General features: G+C 70.3%; 15 protein-coding genes. 8 read left to right on the top strand and 7 right to left on the bottom strand.

Translation table 11 applies throughout. From position 1 onward, the window contains the following. Window positions 1–47 precede the first annotated feature (47 nt). From ABDW61_RS00200 to ABDW61_RS00180, 5 genes are all read right to left on the bottom strand, one after another. Window positions 48–1,691: a SulP family inorganic anion transporter gene (locus ABDW61_RS00200; protein ID WP_343634997.1), complete on the bottom strand. Its 1,644-nt coding sequence runs from the start codon at window positions 1,689–1,691 to the stop codon at window positions 48–50. A gap of 107 nt (window positions 1,692–1,798) precedes the next feature. After that, window positions 1,799–2,593: a hypothetical protein gene (locus tag ABDW61_RS00195; RefSeq protein WP_343634995.1), complete on the bottom strand. Its 795-nt coding sequence runs from the start codon at window positions 2,591–2,593 to the stop codon at window positions 1,799–1,801. Window positions 2,594–2,730: 137 nt separating this feature from the next. Then, window positions 2,731–3,864 (bottom strand): HD domain-containing phosphohydrolase, encoded by a 1,134-nt coding sequence (locus tag ABDW61_RS00190; RefSeq protein ID WP_343634993.1) that lies wholly within the window; start codon window positions 3,862–3,864, stop codon window positions 2,731–2,733. Window positions 3,865–4,040: 176 nt separating this feature from the next. Then, on the bottom strand, window positions 4,041–5,135 hold the full coding sequence (locus ABDW61_RS00185; protein WP_343634991.1) for an alkene reductase: 1,095 nt from the start codon (window positions 5,133–5,135) through the stop codon (window positions 4,041–4,043). A 52-nt stretch (window positions 5,136–5,187) separates the two neighbouring features. After that, window positions 5,188–5,874: an SDR family oxidoreductase gene (locus ABDW61_RS00180; RefSeq protein ID WP_343634989.1), complete on the bottom strand. Its 687-nt coding sequence runs from the start codon at window positions 5,872–5,874 to the stop codon at window positions 5,188–5,190. Between the two features lie 98 nt (window positions 5,875–5,972). Here ABDW61_RS00180 and ABDW61_RS00175 point away from each other — a divergent pair, with 98 nt between their 5' ends. Beyond that, entirely contained in the window at window positions 5,973–6,884 is a 912-nt protein-coding gene (locus tag ABDW61_RS00175) for a LysR family transcriptional regulator (RefSeq protein ID WP_343634987.1), read from the top strand. 7 nt (window positions 6,885–6,891) lie between these two features. Here the strand turns inward: ABDW61_RS00175 and ABDW61_RS00170 are convergent, their stop codons facing one another. Beyond that, window positions 6,892–7,329, bottom strand: coding sequence for a Cd(II)/Pb(II)-responsive transcriptional regulator (locus ABDW61_RS00170; RefSeq protein ID WP_343634985.1), 438 nt, complete (start codon window positions 7,327–7,329; stop codon window positions 6,892–6,894). A 32-nt stretch (window positions 7,330–7,361) separates the two neighbouring features. Next, on the bottom strand, window positions 7,362–7,499 hold the full coding sequence (locus tag ABDW61_RS00165) for a hypothetical protein (RefSeq protein ID WP_343634983.1): 138 nt from the start codon (window positions 7,497–7,499) through the stop codon (window positions 7,362–7,364). Between the two features lie 57 nt (window positions 7,500–7,556). On the opposite strand from ABDW61_RS00165, the gene ABDW61_RS00160 reads away from it, so the two are divergent. The 7 genes from ABDW61_RS00160 (at window position 7,557) to ABDW61_RS00130 (ending at window position 18,601) form a co-directional block, all read left to right on the top strand. Further along, window positions 7,557–9,707 (top strand): cation-translocating P-type ATPase, encoded by a 2,151-nt coding sequence (locus ABDW61_RS00160; protein WP_343634981.1) that lies wholly within the window; start codon window positions 7,557–7,559, stop codon window positions 9,705–9,707. A 267-nt stretch (window positions 9,708–9,974) separates the two neighbouring features. Further along, window positions 9,975–11,516: a peptide MFS transporter gene (locus ABDW61_RS00155; RefSeq protein WP_343634979.1), complete on the top strand. Its 1,542-nt coding sequence runs from the start codon at window positions 9,975–9,977 to the stop codon at window positions 11,514–11,516. A 155-nt stretch (window positions 11,517–11,671) separates the two neighbouring features. Further along, a complete protein-coding gene (locus ABDW61_RS00150) occupies window positions 11,672–11,941 on the top strand; it encodes a hypothetical protein (protein WP_343634977.1) in 270 nt (89 codons plus the stop codon). Between the two features lie 6 nt (window positions 11,942–11,947). Next, window positions 11,948–12,367: a type II toxin-antitoxin system PemK/MazF family toxin gene (locus ABDW61_RS00145; protein ID WP_343634975.1), complete on the top strand. Its 420-nt coding sequence runs from the start codon at window positions 11,948–11,950 to the stop codon at window positions 12,365–12,367. A 289-nt stretch (window positions 12,368–12,656) separates the two neighbouring features. Then, a complete protein-coding gene (locus tag ABDW61_RS00140) occupies window positions 12,657–13,850 on the top strand; it encodes an efflux RND transporter periplasmic adaptor subunit (RefSeq protein ID WP_343634973.1) in 1,194 nt (397 codons plus the stop codon). A gap of 18 nt (window positions 13,851–13,868) precedes the next feature. Then, the gene (locus ABDW61_RS00135; protein WP_343634971.1) at window positions 13,869–17,165 is read left to right on the top strand and encodes a multidrug efflux RND transporter permease subunit; all 3,297 of its coding nucleotides are present in this window, start codon (window positions 13,869–13,871) and stop codon (window positions 17,163–17,165) included. Further along, window positions 17,162–18,601 carry an efflux transporter outer membrane subunit gene (locus ABDW61_RS00130; RefSeq protein WP_343634969.1) on the top strand — a complete coding sequence of 480 codons (1,440 nt, stop codon included), beginning with the start codon at window positions 17,162–17,164 and terminating at the stop codon, window positions 18,599–18,601. Before ABDW61_RS00135 ends, ABDW61_RS00130 begins: the two co-directional genes overlap by 4 nt. Window positions 18,602–18,800: the final 199 nt, after the last annotated feature.

The raw sequence follows: 18,800 nt of genomic DNA, 5'->3' as shown, positions 1-18,800 counted from the left end.
TCCATTCCATCGCAACAGACCGTTGAAAAGATCGGAACAATCGACGCTCAGGCGTGGTCCTGCATCCCCAGGTGGTGGGACAGGTACAGCCGCCCGTGGAACCACGACTCCCACCCGCTGGCCTTGAGCCGATCCAGCACTGGTCCCTTGACCTCGCTGAGGTCCAGTCGGCGTCCCTGCCGCTCCAGCGTCTCGTGGAGCTCCTTCAACGCGCTCAGCCCGCTGAAGTCGATGCTGTTCACCGGTGACATGAGCAGCAGCACGCGGCGCGTCGTCGGATGGGTATCCAGGTGGGCCTGCACCACGTCCGCCAGGCTCCGCCCGTTGAGGAACAGCAGGCTCTCGTCGATGCGCAGCCCCAGCACCAGCGGATCCAGTTCCACCTGATAGCGCTCGACGTTGCGGTAATGCTCGGTCCCTGGAATGCGCCCGATCAGCGCCACATGCGGCCGCGCGCTGCGCTGCAGCAGCAGCGCGATCGCCCCCGCGACGCCCAGTCCCAGCGCCGCCGTGATGCCGACGAAGATCACCAGCAGCGTCACTGCCGCCATCAACAGCGCCTCGGCGCGCGCATAGCGCCAGGCATCGGCATAGGGACCGAATTTCAGTCCCGACAGCACCGCCACCATGATGCTGGCCGCGAGCACCGGCTTGGGCACCCAGGCCAGCAGCGGCGCCATCGTCAGCAGCGTCACGCCCATCATCCCGGCGACGAACACGCCGGTCATGCGCGTGCGGCTGCCCGCGTCGCTCATCAGCACGCTGCGCGAGAAGCTGGCCGCGGCCGGCATGCCGCCGGAAATCGCCGCGGCCAGGTTGGCCGCCGCCAGCCCCATCAGCTCCCGTCGCGCATCCACGCGCTGCCCGACGCGCCGTGCCAGCGACTCCGCCACCGCCAGGCTCGACACATAGCCGAGCAGCCCGATCAACGCGGCGCCTGGCAGCATCGCCATCCACAACTCGGGATCGAGCCGCGGCAGCGTGAAGACCAGGGCCAGCGGCGGCAGTTCGCCCACGCGCGGCAGCCCTTGCGGATCCCAGGCCCACGCGACGGCGATGCCGCCCAGCAGCACCGCCAGCGGCGCAATGCGAGACACCAGGCCTTTGGGCAGCCGCCGCACCGCGACCAGCGCCAGCAGCGCCACCACGCCGAACAGCGCCGCGATGCCGCGCCAGTCGAAGTCATGCGTCACCAGCGAGTGCCACAGCTCGGGCAAGGTGCCGCCGGTCGCCGTGGAGCCGATCAGCACGGGGAGCTGGCTCGCGGCGATCGCGATGGTCGCGCCCGATTCGAAGCCGTGCAGCACCGGCACCGACAGCAGTGCCGCCAGCGCATGCAGGCGCAGCAGCGCCGCGGCGCCGAGGAACAACCCCACCTCCGCCGCCAGCACCAGCGCCGCTTCGCTCGGACTGACGCCGGCCGGCGCGAGTTGCAGCGTCTGCATGATCATCAGCGCCAGCACCGCGACCGGCCCGATGTTCAGGAAGGGGCTGGACCCCAGCGCCGCGTACAGCAGCGGCGGCAGCAGGCTGGCGTAGAGGCCGACCTGCGGCGGCAGGCCCGCGAGCATCGCGTAGGCCAGGCTCTGGGGGATCAGGAGCACGCTGACCACCACGGCGGCGACGAGATCGTCGCGCAGGGCGTCGCGCAGATAGGGCCGCAAGGCGGCGAGGGACGGCAGGGTCGGCATGGGCGGCAGGCCGCGTCAGCAGCGCGGCGGGCGGCAGTATAGGAGCCGCCCCTCGCGCGCCAGTCCGCGGGCCGCCCTGGTCCACGCCCCCGTCATCGAGCGCGCCCTCAGAGGATCAGCGGTCCCGACGGCTTGTCCGGACGCACCACCGGCAGCGGCGGATCGCGGGGCTCGAGCAGGTCGATGCTCAAGCGCAGCGTCAGCTCCTCGCCGCGCGGCAGCGGCGTCGCGCGCGGTGAATCGGCGGTCATCAGCCGCAGCTGCACCACCGCGCGGCTGGCGTGGCGTTCATGGAGCAGCGTGTCGAGCGGCGGCGCTCCGCGCAGCAGCACCAGGCGGCCGCCCGCGCCGCTGATCGTCGCCAGCCCGCACCAGGGATCGCGCCGCTCCTCATGGCCGCGGTCCGGCTCGCGCAGCGCGTCCAGCGTGTCGTCCAGCCAGGCGGCCTCGGCGAAGTCGTCCGGAAACTGCAGCAGCCACCCCAGCCGCGCCAGCATCGGCATGCGGCTCAGATTGCACACCGACAGCTCCCACTCGAGGCGATGCTCGTCCAGCCGCAGGCTCTGGCTCGCCTGATAGCCCCACGAGCCCGGCGACGGACCGCGCGGGTGCAACATCATCGTGATCCGGTCCGAGGTCTGCAGCGTCACTTGCCAGGGCTCCTCGAAGGAACCCGGATCGGGGACGAAACGCGCCAGCGACTCCTCCACCACGGACGGCGGCGCCAGCCGCACGCCACCGCCGCCCACCGGCACGCCCCGTTCGTTGATCAGCGGCCGCAGCCACGAGGCCTTGCCCGTGGGCGTCATCTCGCCCAGCCACTTCAGCCGGCCGCCGCGGTCCGGCGAGACCACCGCGCGCCAGCGCCCCGATTTCAGTTCAACCTCACGTCCCACTTGCATCCCCGTGATGGAAAGGGGCGGAGTCTGCGCGTGAGGGGAGGACCGGTGGCCCACTCGAAAAGAGGTGGTGCTCCGCAGCTGTGATGGATTGGAGTGGACGATCAGCAAGGGTTTGCGGACCGGTCCGGGCGGCCGCGCTAGGCCCCGGCGATCAGCATCGCGATGCGCTCGTCCGAGAGGCGGATCGGCGAGGCATGGGGCGGCAGCAGCGCGACGATGGCGTGGTCGTCGCGGCTGCTGTCGCGCAGCACCGGCGACTGACGCGGCTCGCCGTTGGCATTGGTCAAGGCCGACACCATCGGCCGGTGCGCCTTGTCGCCGTTCTTCACCACCAGCCCGATCTCGCCGCTGGCCAGCCGCACCACGCTGCCCGGCGGGAAGATGCCGAAGGCCTTGATCAGCGCCGCCGCCAGCGGGCTCTGCGCCGCCATCTGATGCAACTCGCGGCCGGCCTGCGCGGCGCTCATCGCCGGCCGGTTGGCGCGGCTGCTCAGGCGCGCGGTGTAGACGTCGGCGTAGCGCAGCATCTCGGCCAACTCGCCGATGTCGCTGATGCCGTGCGGATAGCCGCGGCCATCGGGCGTCTCGTGGTGCTGCAGCACGGCCTCGAGCCAGTCGTGGTCGTCGATGCCGGCGGCGCTGAGCATCTCGACGCTGCGGATCGGGTGCTCGTGGATGGCCTCGCGCTGCATCGAGGTCAGCGGCGAGACCTGGCTCGAGAGCCGCGCCTGCAGGTCCAGCATCCCCAGGTTCATCGTCAGCGCCGCCTGGAAGGCCCGGCGCTGATCGTCCGGCCCCCAGCCCAGATAACGCGCCGCGGCCTGGCACGCGGTGGCCGCATGCAAGGAATGGGTCACGCCATAGTGCCCGCTGCCTGATTCAGGCTGTCGGACCACCTGTGCGAGTGCCATCTCCGGCGAGCAGTCGATCAGCGACATGAGCAGCGCCGTCGCGCCGTCGAGCGCCTCCGCGAGCCGCTCGGGAGCGGCGGACAGCGCGTTGCGCACGTCCGCCAGGCCGCGGTCCCATTCCTCGGGCAGGCGGTCGCGCAGAGAGGTGGCGGAGCTCGGGCGCCCGGGGCGCATCGCTTCGGTCAGCTCGTGGACCTCGACGATCGCTCCGCGGCGCATCAGCGCGTCGAGCTGGGCGCCATCGGCGATCACCTGTCCGCGCGCGAGCAGCAGCGTCCGGTCGGCGTCCCGCACGCTGAAGGCGAGCGGCTGGCCCAGGACGATCCGGTTCTTGACCGATGACAGTGAACAGACACGCATGACAGGCGCGATGAGCGGAGGGAGAGCCGGCCGCGCCAGGACATGTCGGAAATATGTAACGCGGGCGGCTCGGACTCTACATCGTCCGCCAGACGATCGTTCTGAACCGTGCCGGCCTTCCCTCACCCCGAGGGGCGAGGGAAAGCGCCAACTCCGTCACGGCCGGGAAGGGAGCCTCAGGCGGCGGCCGCGGCTGGGTAGTCGCTGTAGCCCTTGGCGTTGCCGCCGAAGAGGGTGCCGCTGTCGAAGGCCGCGAGCGGCAGCCCGCGCTCCAGCCGGACCGGCAGGTCGGGATTGGCGATGAACGGGCGGCCGAACGCGATCACGTCGACCAGGCCGGAAGCCAGCAGCGCCTCGGCCCGCGCGCTGTCGTAACGGCCGGCGACGACGATCCGGCCCTGGAAGGCGGCGCGCAGCGCGCGGCGGAAGTCCTCCGGAATGCGGGGGGCGTCGTCCCAGTCCGCCTCCGCCAGATGGAGGTAGGCGATCCCTCGCAGCGAGAGCGCGCGGGCCCCTTCGAGGATGGTCGGGATGATGTCCGGACAGGCCATGTTGCGCGCGGTGATGTAGGGCGCCAGCCGTACGCCGATGCGGTCGGGGCCGATCTCGGCGGTGATGGCGTCCACCACGTCGAGCAGGAAGCGCAGCCGGTTCTCGCGCGAGCCGCCGTAGGCGTCGCCGCGCTGGTTGGAGGTGGTGCGCAGGAACTGGTCGATCAGGTAGCCGTTGGCCGCGTGGATCTCGACGCCGTCGAAGCCGGCGCGCATTGCATTGGCGGCGGCGCGGCGGAAATCAGCCACGACGCCGGGGATCTCCTCCAGCGTCAGGGCCCGGGGGACCGGGCAGTCGACCATGCGGCCGGTGCCCTGCTCGTCGGCGATCCAGACCTGCGCCTCGGGCGCCAGGGCGGACGGCGCGACCGGCGCCTGGCCGCCATGGAAGACCGGATGCGACATGCGGCCCACATGCCAGAGCTGCAGCACGATGCGGCCGCCGGCGCGATGCACGGCGCGCGTGACCAGCTGCCAGCCGGCGACCTGCGCCTCGCTGTGGATGCCGGGGGTGAAGCTGTAGCCCTGGCCTTGCGGCGAGATCTGCGTGGCCTCGCTGACGATCACCGCGGCGCTGGCGCGCTGCGCGTAGTAATCGGCCATCAGCGCGTTGGGCACGTTGCCCGGCTGGGTGCTGCGGGCGCGGGTCATCGGGGCCATCGCGATGCGGTGGGGCAGGGTCAGCGCGCCGAGGGTGATCGGAGAGAACAGAGCGGTCATGGAAACCTCGCGGAGGAAGGGGAACCCGGGGAAGGCCAGGGCTTGGCGGACATCACTGGATGAGCGAGCCGCCGTCGATGTCGATGACGGCGCCGGTGATGAACGGGTTGTCGATGAGGAACAGATAGCCGGCGGCCAGTTCCCGCGGATGGCCCACGCGCCCGGCCGGCAGCGTCGCGGCGGCCTTGGCGAGCATGGCGCCGCGGGCGTCGGGGGCCATGCCGGCATAGGCCTCGGTGTCGGTCAGGCCGGGGCTGACGACGTTGACGCGCAGCGGCGCCAGTTCGCGCGCCAGCAGCTTGGCGGAGGCCTCCAGGGCCGCGTTCATCGCTGTCTTCACGAAGGCGCCCGGGACGGTGCGGCGGGACAGGAAGCCGGAGGTCAGCGTCAGCGTGCCGCCCGGGCGCAGCTGGCGTGCCGCAGCCTGCGCCACGGCGATCGCGCCCCAGAACTTGACGTCGAACGCGGCCTTGGCGGCGTCCAGGTCGAGCGCCGCGACCGGACCGCCGGGCGCCTGCGAGCCGGCGGTGAAGACGACGTGATCCACCGGCCCGATCGATTCGAAGAACGCGGCCACCGCCGCCGGGTCGGACACATCGAGTCCGGTGGCCAGACTGGCCGTGATCACGCGGCCTGGGCGCGCCTGCAGCGCCTGGGCGACGGCGCGCCCGATGCCGGAGGTGCCGCCGATGACGGCGCTGACGGTTTCGGCCGTGAAGGAAGAGGGGATGAGATCCATGGCTGTGTTCCAGGCTGTTTGATGGATCGAAGTCTGAAGGCCAAGGTCTCGGGGTTGAACCGCCTCGCGGCGGAAGCTTTTTCAAAGAAAATCGAACGATGACCCGGATCGCCGACCTTGAATTGCTGGTGCGCATCGCCGATCTCGGCAATCTGACGGCGGCCGCCAAGGCGCTGGACTGGTCGCCTGCCGCGGCGAGCGCGGCGCTCAAGCGCCTGGAGGAGCAACTGGGGTTCGCCCTGTTCGTGCGCAGCACGCGGAGCCTGCGGCTGTCGGGCGAGGGCCAGCGCTACCTGCCGCACGCGCGCGCCGCGCTGCGCGCGCTCACCGAAGGCCGCGACGAGGCGCTCGCCGGCCGCGAGGCGCTCAGCGGCGAGCTGCACCTGACGGTGCCGTCGGACCTCGGGCGCCATGTGCTGCTGCCCTGGCTGGAGCAGTTCCAGGAACGGCATCCGGCGCTGACGCTACGGCTGCAGTTGGGCGATCCGCTGACCGACCTGCTGCGCCGTCCCGTCGATGCCGCGATCCGCTACGGCCAGCCGGCGGGCGGCTCGCAGGTCGCGCTGCCCTTGCTCGCGGACTGCCGGCGCGTGCTGGTCGCCGCGCCGCATTACCTGGCCCTGCACGGCATGCCGGCCTCGCCGGACGACATGGCGCGCCACGAGGCGCTGCGCTACCTGCTGGACGGCGAGGTGCCCGCCCACTGGCCGGTCGAGATCGCCGGAGCGTCCGTGGCGCTGCGGTTGCAGGGACGCCGCGTCGCGGATGATGGCGAGGTCGTCAAGCGCTGGGCGCTGGCGGGGCTGGGCATCGCGTTCAAGTCCTGGCCGGACGTGGCCCAGGAGTTGGCGAGCGGCCAGCTGGTTCACGTGAATCCGCATTGGCGCGGCGACCCGTCGCCGCTGCACCTGGTGGTGCCGGGGCGCGCCCAACTGTCGCCAGCGCTGCGGCAACTGCGGGACGAACTGCGCCGCCGCCTCGAGGAGTTCGCGCGGACGATGCCGCGCTGAGGCCGGTTCAGCCGCTGGAATCCGGATGACAGGCGCAGGCCTCGCCATGCGCCGCGGACACCAGCTCTTCAAGGATGCCGCAGGCATGGTGGTCGTGGTCCGCGTCGCAGCGCTTCTGCAGCGCCACCAGCTGCGCCTCCAGCGCCTGCATGCTCTTGAGCCGGGCGCGGACCTTGCCGAGCTGCGACGCCACCAGCCCGTCCACCTTCGCCAGCGCCGCCGGATCACGGCTCTCGACACTGTCCAGCAGCAGCGCCACATCGGCCAGCGACATGTCCAGCGCCCGGCAATGCCGGATGAAGGCCAGCCGCTCCAGGTGCTCGTGGGCGTAGTCGCGATAGCCGTTCCCGCTGCGGGCGGGCGGGGGCAGCAGGCCGCTCTTCTCGTAGAAGCGGATGGTCTCGATGTCCACGCCGGTGGACTTGCTCAATTCGCCGATACGCATGAGGCCAGCATAGCCGCTTGACCTTGGAGCGGCTACAGACATTCCAATCCACCCCCATGGCACATCAGGAACACGCCCACGCCCACGACCACGTCCACGGTCACGGTCACGATCACCGCGAGGCGGATGCCCATGCCGGCCCCCACGCGCATGCCCATGGCCACGCCCATGCGGAAGGCGCCTGTTGCGGCAGCCACAGCGCGGCCCCGTCCGCGCCGGCGCCGAAGGTGTCCGCCGAGGAACTCGCCGGCACGACGCGCCAGCGCTACTTCATCGCGGGCATGGATTGCCCGACCGAGGAAGGGCTGCTGCGCCGCCAACTCGGGAGCCAGCGCGGCGTCGTGGCGCTGGAGTTCGACCTGATCAACCGTCTGCTCGACGTCCATCACCGCCTCGCCGATGACGCGCCGCTGCGCGCCGCGATCCAGTCGGTGGGGATGACCGCAGAGCCCGTCGCGGCCGAGGCCCCGCCCCCCGCCCCACCCCCCGCGGTCCCGGCCAGCCTGCGCTGGCGCATGGCCGTGGCCGGCGTCGCCGCGATCGCGGCCGAGACGCTGGCCTTCTCCGGCTTCGACGAGTCCGGCCCGCTGGTGATCGCCCTGGCACTGGCGACCATGCTGCTGGGCGGGCTGCCGACGCTGCGCAAAGGCTGGATCGCGCTCAAGCGCTTGACGCTCAACATCCATCTGCTGATGAGCCTGGCGGTGATCGGCGCGATCGTGCTGGGCCAGTGGCCCGAGGCGGCGATGGTGGTGTGGCTGTTCGGCCTGTCCGAAATGATGGAGAGCCTGAGCCTGGCCCGCGCCCGCGACGCGATCCGCGCGCTGACGCAGCTGGCGCCGGAGACGGCGTCGGTGCAGGGTGCCGATGGCCGCTGGAGCGCCGTCCCCGCCGCGCAGGTCGCGATCGGCGCGCGCGTGCGCGTTCCGCCGGGCGAGCGGGTGCCGCTCGACGGCCGCGTGCTGACCGGCCGCTCCAGCCTGAACGAGGCCGCGCTGACCGGCGAGGCGATGCCCGTCGACAAGGCGCCCGGCGACGCGCTGCTCGCCGGCAGCATCAACGGCGACGGGTTGCTGGAGATGGCGGTCACCGCCGCCAAGGGCCACACGCTGCTGGACCGCATGGCGGCGGCGGTGCAGCAGGCGCAGTCGCAGCGCGCGCCGACTCAGGCCTTCATCGATCGCTTCGCCCGCGTCTACACGCCGGCCGTGGTGCTGGCGGCCGTGGCGCTGGCGGTGCTGCCGCCGCTGCTGGGCCTGGGCGCGTGGAGCGACTGGATCTACAAGGGCCTGGTGCTGCTGGTGATCGCCTGCCCCTGCGCGCTGGTCATCTCGACGCCGGTGACCGTGGTCAGCGGGCTGGCCGCGGCGGCGCGCCGCGGCATCCTGATCAAGGGCGGCCTCTATCTCGAGCGCGCCCGCCAGCTCAAGACCCTGGCCTTCGACAAGACCGGCACGCTGACCGAAGGCCGGCCGCAGCTGGCGGCGGTGCAGCCGCTGTACCCGTCGGTGAGCGTCGACCAGGCGCTGCATCTCGCCGCGCGGCTCGACGCCGGCAGCGCGCATCCGCTGGCGCAGGCCATTGTCGCGGCCCATGCGCAGCGGCTGGGCACGGCGCTGGAGCCGGTCGAGCATCTGCGCAACCTGCCCGGCCTGGGCCTGACCGCGCAGCTGGAAGGTCAGGACTTTGCCCTCGGCAACGAGCGGCTGGCCGAGCAGCGCGGCGCCGTCGACGACGAGGCGCGATCGGCGGCCCGCTCGCTGCAGGCGCAGGGCCACACGCTGGTCTGGCTGATGCGCGGCCCGCAGACGCTGGCGCTGCTGGCGCTGTCGGACACGCCACGGCCCGAGGCCGCCGAGGTGCTGCGCACGCTGCGCGCTCGCGGCCTGGCGCTGACGATGCTCAGCGGCGACCAGCGTGCCAGCGCGGTGGCGATGGCGGGCCGGCTCGGCCTGCCGGAGGACGCGGTGCGCGCGCCGCTGCTGCCGCAGGACAAGCTCGACGCGATCGCGCGGATGGCCGATGGACAGGGGCCGGTCGCGATGATCGGCGATGGCGTCAACGACGCGCCGGCGCTCGCGCGGGCCGACATCGCGATCGCCATGGGCGCCGCCGGCAGCGCGACCGCGCTGGAGACGGCCGACATCGCGCTGATGCAGGACGATTTGCGCAAGCTGCCGGAGCTGATCGGCCTGTCCGAGCGGGTGGCGACCGTGCTCAAGCAGAACATCGTCGTGGCGCTGGGCTTGAAGGCGATCGTGGCGGCGCTCACGCTGGCGGGCATCGGCTCGTTGTGGCTGGCGGTGCTGGCCGACGCGGGCGCGAGCCTGCTGGTGGTGCTCAACGGCCTGCGTCTGCTGCGCGAGGAGCGCCCCTGAGCCGTCGACGCGGCGTGAACCGGCCATGGACGCCGTGCGAGGGCGCTGGGGAAAGTCCGCGCGACCTAGGGTGAGCCCTAATCCCGAAGCGGCGGTTGACGCTGACCTTTCGCTGACAATGGCGCGCCTGCCGCTGGCGGGCCCCAAGGGATCGACCGGTCCGGGGCCTGGACCAGCGGCAAACGCGTTCTGATCCCTGGAACGCGGTTTCCCGTGACCCGGAGCGCCGGGTCATCGATCCCTCAGCGATCCATCACGGAGCGTCGTTTGAACACAATTCAAACTCCCGGAGCGCGGCAGACCATCCTCGGCCAGCCCAACAGCCTGTTCGTCCTGTTCTTCACCGAGATGTGGGAACGGTTCTCCTACTACGGCATGCGGGCGCTGCTCGTGCTGTACCTGATCTCGGCCACGACCAAGGGCGGCTGGGGCTGGACGCGCGAGGAGGCCACCAGCCTCTATGGCTGGTACACGATGCTGGTCTACCTGACGCCGATCATCGGCGGCTACATCGCGGACCGGCTGCTGGGCACGCGCCGCGCGGTGGTGCTGGGCGGCTTCATCATCGCGGCGGGGCACATCTCGCTGTTCTTCGACACCCGCGTGAGCTTCTTCCTGGGCCTGGGCCTGGTGATCCTGGGCACGGGGCTGTTCAAGCCGAACATCTCGGCGATCGTGGGCCAGCTCTACAACAAGGACAACGAAGGCCAGCGCGACGGCGGCTACACGCTGTTCTACATGGGCGTGAACGCGGGCGCGTTCTTCGGCATCTCGCTGTGCGGCTACATCGGCGAGAAGATCGGCTGGCACTACGGCTTCGGCCTGGCGGCGGTGTTCATGATCCTGGGCGCGCTGCAGTTCTGGTTCGGCCAGGGCATCTTCGGCGAGATCGGCGGCGCCCCGAACAAGAACGCGCCGCTGGTGGATGCGAGCCAGCCGCTGGACGACACGCCGTCGCACATCGTGCGCGACCGGCTGATCGCGATCGGCGTGTTCTCGTTCTTCACGATCTTCTTCTGGTTCGCGTTCGAGCAGGCTGGCGGGTCGATGACGATCTTCGCGGCGGACTACACCGACCGCGCGCTGGTGGGCACCAGCGGGCTGATCTTCAAGATCGTGAACTCGCTGATGACGCTGATCCCGGTGGCGATCCTGAGCTGGCTGCTGATCAAGCTGGCGCGCAGCACGGAGGGCCTGTACAAGCTCTCGAACCTGCTGCTGGCGGGCGCGCTGGCGCTGATCTGGGGCCTGTCGCTGTGGATGCTGGGCCGCGAGTTCCAGATGGAGCAATCGGAGATTCCGGCCACCTGGTTCGGGGTGCTGAACTCCTTCTTCCTGGTGATCCTGGCGCCGATGTTCAGCAAGCTGTGGGAGCGCCACTGGAACCCGAGCGGTCCGGTGAAGTTCGGCGTGGGCCTGGTGCTGCTGGGTCTGGGCTTCGCGGCGCTGTCGTATGGCGCGTCGGGCATTCCGGCGGGCGCGAAGACGGCGCAGGTGAGCATGATCTTCCTGACGCTGGCCTATCTGCTGCACACGATGGGCGAGTTGTGCCTGTCGCCGGTGGGACTGTCCTACATCTCGAAGCTGGCGCCGGCGCGGTTGCTGGGGCTGATGTTCGGGGTCTGGTTCGTGAACGCGGCGATCGCCAACAAGATCGCGGGCGCGACGGGCTCCTACATCGACGCCATCTCGTCCACGTATTCGATGTCGACGTTCTTCCTGATCTTCACCATCATCCCGGCCGCCGCCGGCGTGCTGCTGATGCTGCTGAGCCCGTGGATGAAGAAGCTGATGCACGGCGTGCATTGAGCGCCTGATCGCTCCCGCGGACCTCCGCGGAATCCTCCAGAACCCGGGCGTTGCCCGGGTTTTTTGTTGGCCGCGTGGCGGGAACGCCGCCTTGAGTGATGCATAAGAAATGGTTATTGTTTATGCATCACATCTCCCTATTCTCTGGAGCTGCCATGGCGACCGCATCGAGCCAACAAGCCCTGAAGCTGAACTTCAAGGAGGACACGCTGACGACGGTGTCGAGAGACGCCCTGAAGGCGATGTCGAAGAAGCTCGGCTTCAACGAGACCCAGACCGTCCTCTTCGCCCTCGCCCGGCTCCGGGACGAAGTGTTCAACGAACAGGAGATGGAGAAGTTCATGCCTCTGACCAAGAAACATCACGAAGCCATCGCCAAGGCGGAGCCTCGCCGTCGCGGCAAGGTGCTCGATTCGCTGCTGTGAGGCCGCATGTACTGGACGCCGCGTCCCAAGTCGGGCGACATCGTCCAGTGCCGATTCCCCGAGCATGTCGGCGTGCCGGGACCGAAGGAGCGACCGGCGCTGGTGCTACAGGTTGAAGAGGCCGCCGAAGACCCGCGCGGGAGTGTCGTCGTCGTGGCTTATGCGACCAGCCGCCGCACCGGCATGCTGTTCCCCGGGGAATTCGTCGTCGAGCCCGGCGGAAAGTCCGGCCTCGCGAAGCTGACGAAATTCGATCTGGTGAACCAGCGCGTCCTTCCTTTCGGTACCGAATGGTTCGCGCCTGCACCCGGCCGGACGCCCGAGCATCCTCGCCGGGGCCGTCTGGATCTCACGAACGACCTGACCAAACGTCGGCTCCAGTCCGCCATCGGAGAAGCGAAGCGGCTGCGCAAGCGCTTGTCGTGAGGCGGGCGAGGGTTGCGCCGCACCCGCCTCGAACATCCGCTCCCGCCATCCCTAGCTTGATCCGCGGTGGTTACATCGCCGCGACATCCCGCGCGGCCGCGCCGTCCTGCTGACGCGCGGCGTCAGCAGCTCCCCCGAGACTTGCCCACACTCGCGACCGGGTCGTCAATGAAGCCCTCGGTCAAAGTGACAGGTATTGCCCACAGCACTGTGCGGACATTCGTGTACCGCGTACATTCCGCCGCACCTCACGGTGCAAAAGATGCCGTGGGGGTTTTGGGAGTGATGCATGGCTGGATCGAATCTCGCTCGCACGGCCGTCGCCGGCGCCATCGTGGCGCTGCTGCTGACCGCTTGCGGACAACCACAGGATCAACAACAACAGCACGGCGGTCCACCGCCCGTGACGGTCGCCGCCGCAGTCACGCGCGAGGTGCAGGACTTCGATGAGTTCACCGCGCGCCTGGAAGCGCCCGACACCGTCGAGATCCGCGCCCGCGTCGCCGGCACGCTCGACAAGGTCCACTTCCGCGAAGGCCAGGTCGTCAAGAAGGGCGAGCCGCTCTTCACCATCGACCCCCGCCCCTTCCAGGCCGAACTCAACCGCGCCGAGGCCCAGCTCGCCGCCGCGCGCACCGCCGCCGAGCTGTCCAAGTCGGACCTCGGCCGCGCCGAGAAGCTGGTCTCGATCCAGGGCGTCAGCCAGCAGGAGATCGACCAGCTCAAGGCCGCCGTCCGCAACAACGACGCCAACATCCGCGCCGCCGAGGCCGCGGTGACCCAGGCCCGGCTGAACCTGGAGTTCACCCAGGTCCGCGCCCCGGTCACCGGCCGCTCCTCGCGCGCCAACGTCACGCCCGGCAACCTGGTCAACGTCGGCGAGCCGGTGCTGACCACCGTGGTCTCCAGCGACAAGGTCTACGCCTACTTCGACGCCAGCGAGGCCACCTTCCTGAAATATGCCGCCGCCGCGCGCGCCGGCGGCGCCAAGCGCGAGCAGGCCAGCAAGGTGCACCTGGGCCTGGCCAACGAGCAGGGCTACCCGCACGAGGGCCGCATGGACTTCGTCGACAACCGCCTGAATCCGGCCACCGCCACCATCCGCGGCCGCGCGGTCTTCGACAACAAGGACGGCACCTTCACACCTGGCCTGTTCGCCCGCGTCAAGCTCGAAGGCACCGGCAGCTACACCGCCACGCTCATCCCCGAGCGCGCCATCGGCACCGACCAGGCCAACAAGGTCGTCATGGTCGTCGGCCCCAACAACATCGTGGCGCCCCGCCCGGTGGTCGTCGGCGCCCAGTTCGACGGCTTGCGCGCCGTCCAGGGCATCAAGCCCGGGGAACTCGTCATCATCGACGGCCTCCAGCACGCCATGCCCGGCGCGCCGGTCACGCCGCAGCAGGCCAAGCTCGACGACAAGGGCCGCGTGGTCGCCCCGCCGCAGGGCGCCGCGCCGGCCGCCCCGGCCGCATCGAAGTAACCGGGCGCGAGGTCGTTCATGGATATCTCCCGCTTCTTCATCGAGCGGCCGCGCTTCGCGTCGGTCCTCTCGATCTTCATCTTCCTGGTGGGCCTGCTGGCGATCTTCCGGCTGCCCATCTCCGAGTACCCTGAGGTCGCGCCGCCGCAGGTCGTCGTGCGCGCCCAGTTCCCCGGCGCCAACCCGCGCGTGATCTCGGAGACGGTCGCCACGCCGCTCGAGGAGCAGATCAACGGGCTGGAAAACGTCCTGTACTTCGACAGCCAGGCCACCGCCGACGGCGGCATGACGCTGACGGTGACCTTCAAGATCGGCACCAATCCGGAGGCCGCGGAGACGGCGGTGCAGAACCGCATCAACCGCGCGCTGCCGCGCCTGCCCGACATCGTCCGGCAGATCGGCGTGACGACCGAGAAGTCCAGCCCCAACCTGACCATGGTCGTCCACATGGTCAGCCCGGACAACTCGCGCGACGCGCTGTACCTGCGCAACTACGCGCAGCTGCAGGTCCGCGACGAGCTGCTGCGCGTGCAGGGGATGGGCTCGGTGCAGGTGTTCGGCTCGGGCGACTACGCGATGCGCATCTGGCTGGATCCGGCCAAGCTCGCCGGCCGCGGCCTCACCGCCACCGACGTCACCAACGCGATCCGTGAGCAGAACACGCAGGTCGCGGCCGGTGTGGTCGGCGCGCCGCCCGCGCCCAAGGGCACCGACTTCCAGCTGCAGATCAACACGCAGGGGCGCCTGGTCACCGAGGAAGAGTTCGCCGACGTCATCATCCGCACCGACACCGCCACCGGCGGCCTGGTGCGGGTGCGCGATGTCGGCCGCGTCGAGATGGGCCCGGGCACCTATGCGCTGCGCAGCCTGCTCAACAACAAGGAAGCGGTCGGCATCGGCATCTTCCAGGCCCCGCAATCCAACGCGCTGAACATCTCCAAGGACGTGCGCGCGACGATGGAGCGGCTCAAGGCCAACTTCCCGGCCGGCGTCAGCTACGACATCGTCTACGACCCGACGCGCTTCGTCGCCACCTCCATCGAGAAGGTCATCCACACCCTGATCGAGGCGGTGCTGCTGGTCGTGCTGGTGGTGATCATCTTCCTGCAGACCTGGCGTGCGTCCATCATCCCGCTGCTGGCCGTGCCGGTGTCCATCGTGGGCACCTTCGCGGTGCTGTTGCTGCTGGGCTACTCGATCAACACGCTGACGCTGTTCGGGCTGGTGCTGGCCATCGGCATCGTGGTCGACGACGCGATCGTGGTCGTCGAGAACGTCGAACGCAACCTGGAGGACGGCCTCACGCCGCACGCGGCGACGATGAAGGCGATGCAGGAGGTCTCCGGGCCCATCATCGCGATCGCGCTGGTGCTGTGCGCGGTGTTCATCCCGCTGACCTTCGTCCCGGGCCTGTCGGGCCAGTTCTATCGCCAGTTCGCGGTCACGATCGCGATCTCGACGGTGATCTCGGCGTTCAACTCGCTGACCCTGTCGCCCGCGATGGCGGCCTTGCTGCTGCGTCCGCACGACGCGCCCAAGGACCCCATCATGAAGGTGATGGACAAGCTGTTCGGCCGGTTCTTCCACTGGTTCAACTGCTTCTTCCAGCGCCGCAGCGAGGGCTACAGCCGCGGCGTCACCGGCATCCTGCGCCGCAAGTCGGCCGCGCTGATCGTCTACGCCGTGCTGCTGGGGCTGACGGCGCTGCTGTTCACGCGCATCCCGTCGGGCTTCGTGCCGGCGCCGGACAAGCAGTACCTGATCGGCATCGCGCAGTTGCCGGCCGGCGCCACGCTGGACCGCACCGACGAGGTGATCCGCCGCATGAGCGACATCGCGCTGAAGGTGCCGGGCATCCGGGATTCGATCGCCTTCCCGGGGCTGTCGATCGCGGGCTTCTCGGCCGCGCCCAACGAAGGCATCGTGTTCTTCGGCCTGGACGACTTCGAGAAGCGCACCTCGCCCGACCTGTCCAAGGATGCGATCCTGGGCAAGGTCAACGGCGCGATCCAGCAGATCCAGGGCGCGCGCATGTTCGTCGTGCCGCCGCCGGCGGTGGACGGCCTGGGCAACGCGGGCGGCTTCAAGGTGCAGGTGCAGGACCGCAGCGGCCTGGGCGAGCAGGCGCTCTACGGCGCCGTCTGGGGCACGCTGGGACCGATCTACGGCGATCAGAAGAGCGGCATCGGCACGCCCTTCTCGACCTACGACATCAACGTCCCGCAGCTGTTCGCCAACGTCGACCGGACCAAGGCCAAGCAGATGGGCGTGAGGCTGCAGGACATCTACGACACGCTGCAGATCAACCTGGGCTCGCTGTACGTCAACGACTTCAGCCGCTTCGGCAAGACCTACCAGGTGATCGTGCAGGCGGATGCGCCGTTCCGCGCCAACGCCGGCAGCATCACCGACCTGAAGACCCGCAACGAGCGCAACGAGATGGTGCCGCTGGGCGCGCTGATGAACGTCGATCCGACCTTCGGGCCGACGCGCGTGACGCGCTACAACGGCTTTCCGAGCGCGGACATCAACGGCGCCGCCAAGCCGGGCTTCTCGACCGGGCAGGCCGAGGCTGAAATGGAGCAGCGGCTGAAGAACCTGCCGCGCGGCATGACCTACGAGTGGACCGAGCTGACCTACCAGGACCGGCTGACGCGCGACATCAAGGCGGGCGGCTTCTCGATCCCGACGATGGCGGCGGTGCTGGCGATCTCGGTGCTGCTGGTGGTGCTGGTGCTGGCCGCGCAGTATGAAAGCTGGACGCTGCCGCTGGCGATCATCCTGATCGTGCCGATGTGCATCCTGTCGGCGCTGTTCGGGGTCTGGCTGTCGCACCTGCCGCCGTTCATGCAGTCGGGCGACCTCAACATCTTCACGCAGGTGGCGCTGGTGGTGCTGGTGGGCCTGGCGTGCAAGAACGCGATCCTGATCGTGGAGTTCGCCAAGGAGCTCGAGGAGCGCGGCGAGTCCATGGTCGACGCGGTGATCCATGCCTGCCGCATGCGTCTGCGCCCGATCCTGATGACCTCGATCGCGTTCTGCGCGGGCGTGATCCCGCTGATCCTGGGCTCGGGCGCGGGCAGCGAGATGCGCCGCGCGATGGGCATTGCGGTGTTCTCGGGCATGGTGGGCGTGACGCTGTTCGGCATCTTCCTGACGCCGGTCTTCTACTCGCTGCTGCGCAAGGGCACGGAGAAGAAGCGCGCCCACGCGGCCGAGCTGCGGCACCAGATCGATGCGGCGGCGCATCCGTTCCATCCGGGCGTCGACGACGCCGATCCGCCCAAGGGCACCTCGCCGAAGGGGCACGCATGATGTTCTTCCGAGTCTCTCTGATGGCCGCCGCGGCGGCCGCCACGGTGGCGCTGACCGGCTGCTCGACGGCGCCGGCGCCGCGGCAGTCCGAGGTGCCGCTGGCGTCCGGTTTCGCCAATGCGCCGCAAGGCGACGCGGCGACGCTGGCGCAGGCGCCGGTGAGCCGCTTCTGGCAGGGTTTCAACGACAGCGGGCTGGACGCGCTGGTGGCGCGCGCGCTGCAGGCCAACACGGACCTGCGCATCGCGGCGGCCAACCTGCGCGAGGCGCGGGCGCTGTCGCGCTTCGCCGATGCGCAGCTGGTCCCGACGGTGGACCTGAATGCCGGCGCGGCGCGCGTGCGGGCGCCGGACTACCAGGGCAACCCGCAGACCAACAACGCGTTCTCGGTGGGCTTCGACGTGCGCTGGGAGGCGGACCTGTTCGGGCGCCTGTCCGATGAGCGCCGGGCGGCCGCGGCCGATCTGCTGGCGGGCGAAGCCGGGCTGCGCGCGGCGCAGGTGAGCGTCGCGGCGGAGGTGGCGCGCAACTACTTCGAGCTGCGCGGACTGCAGGAGCAACTGCGCGTGGCGCAGCAGTCGCTGGACACGCAGCAGGGCGCGCTGAAGCTGGTGGCTGGCCGCCAGGAGGCGGGCCGGGGCACCGGCTTCGACACCGAGCGCGCCCGCGCGCTGGTGCAGAGCACGGCTGCGACGCTGCCGGCGCTGGAGATGGCGCTGGCGCGCACGCGCTACCGGCTCGCGGTGCTGACGGGCCAGCCGCCGACGGCGCTGGACGTGGAGCTGTCGGACGTCAAGCCGCTGCCCGGCCTGAAGACGATCGCGCTGGACCGTATCGGCACGCCGCAGGACCTGCTGCGCCGCCGTCCCGACGTGCGCGCGGCCGAGGCGCAGGCGGCGGCGGCGGCGGCGCGGGTTGGCGTGGCGCGTTCGGCGATGTTCCCGCGCATCACGCTGGGCGGCACGATCGGCCAGAACGCGACGCGGATCGGCGACCTGAACGATGGTCCGGCCTATGCGTACAACCTGGGCGCGCAGCTGGTGTGGAACCTGCTGGACTTCGGCCGCATCCGCGCGCAGATCGCGGCGGCGGGCGCGCGCAATGATGCGGCCTTCGCCAGCTACGAGCGCACGGTGCTCGCGGCGCTGGAGGAGACCGAAGGCGCGCTGGTGACCTACAACCGCAGCCAGCAGCAGGCGCAGGCGCTGTTCGACGCGGCGGTCTCGGCGGAGCGCGCCGCGCAGATCGCGCGTGAGCGCTTCAAGGTCGGCATCAGCGATTTCCTCGCGGTGCTGGACGCCGAGCGCGAGCTGCTCAACGCGCGCAATCAGCTGGCGCAGTCGCAGACCGCGGCGGCGACTTCGCTGGTCGGCGTGTACAAGGCGCTGGCGGGCGGGATCGAGACCGAAGCACCCGCACAGACCGCGGCGCGCTGACGCGCTTGCGCTTCGAGCGTGCTGCGCTGAGGTGCGCTCTGGCCCTCACCCCTTCCGCAAGCGGGCGGGGGTAAGAGCCGGACGTCGTAGTAAACCCCCTCGCCCCAGCGGGGAGAGGGAGGGGAGAGGGGGCTCGTGCCACAGCGCTGCTGCCCTTCGAAGCACCCCCCTCTCCCCTGCCCTCTCCCCCCTCGCGGGG

This window comes from Roseateles sp. (assembly GCF_039595595.1).
In the GTDB taxonomy this organism is placed as follows: domain Bacteria; phylum Pseudomonadota; class Gammaproteobacteria; order Burkholderiales; family Burkholderiaceae_C; genus Roseateles.
The sequence above is the reverse complement of the archived record's forward strand: the minus strand, read 5'-3'. Positions and strand labels throughout refer to the sequence as shown.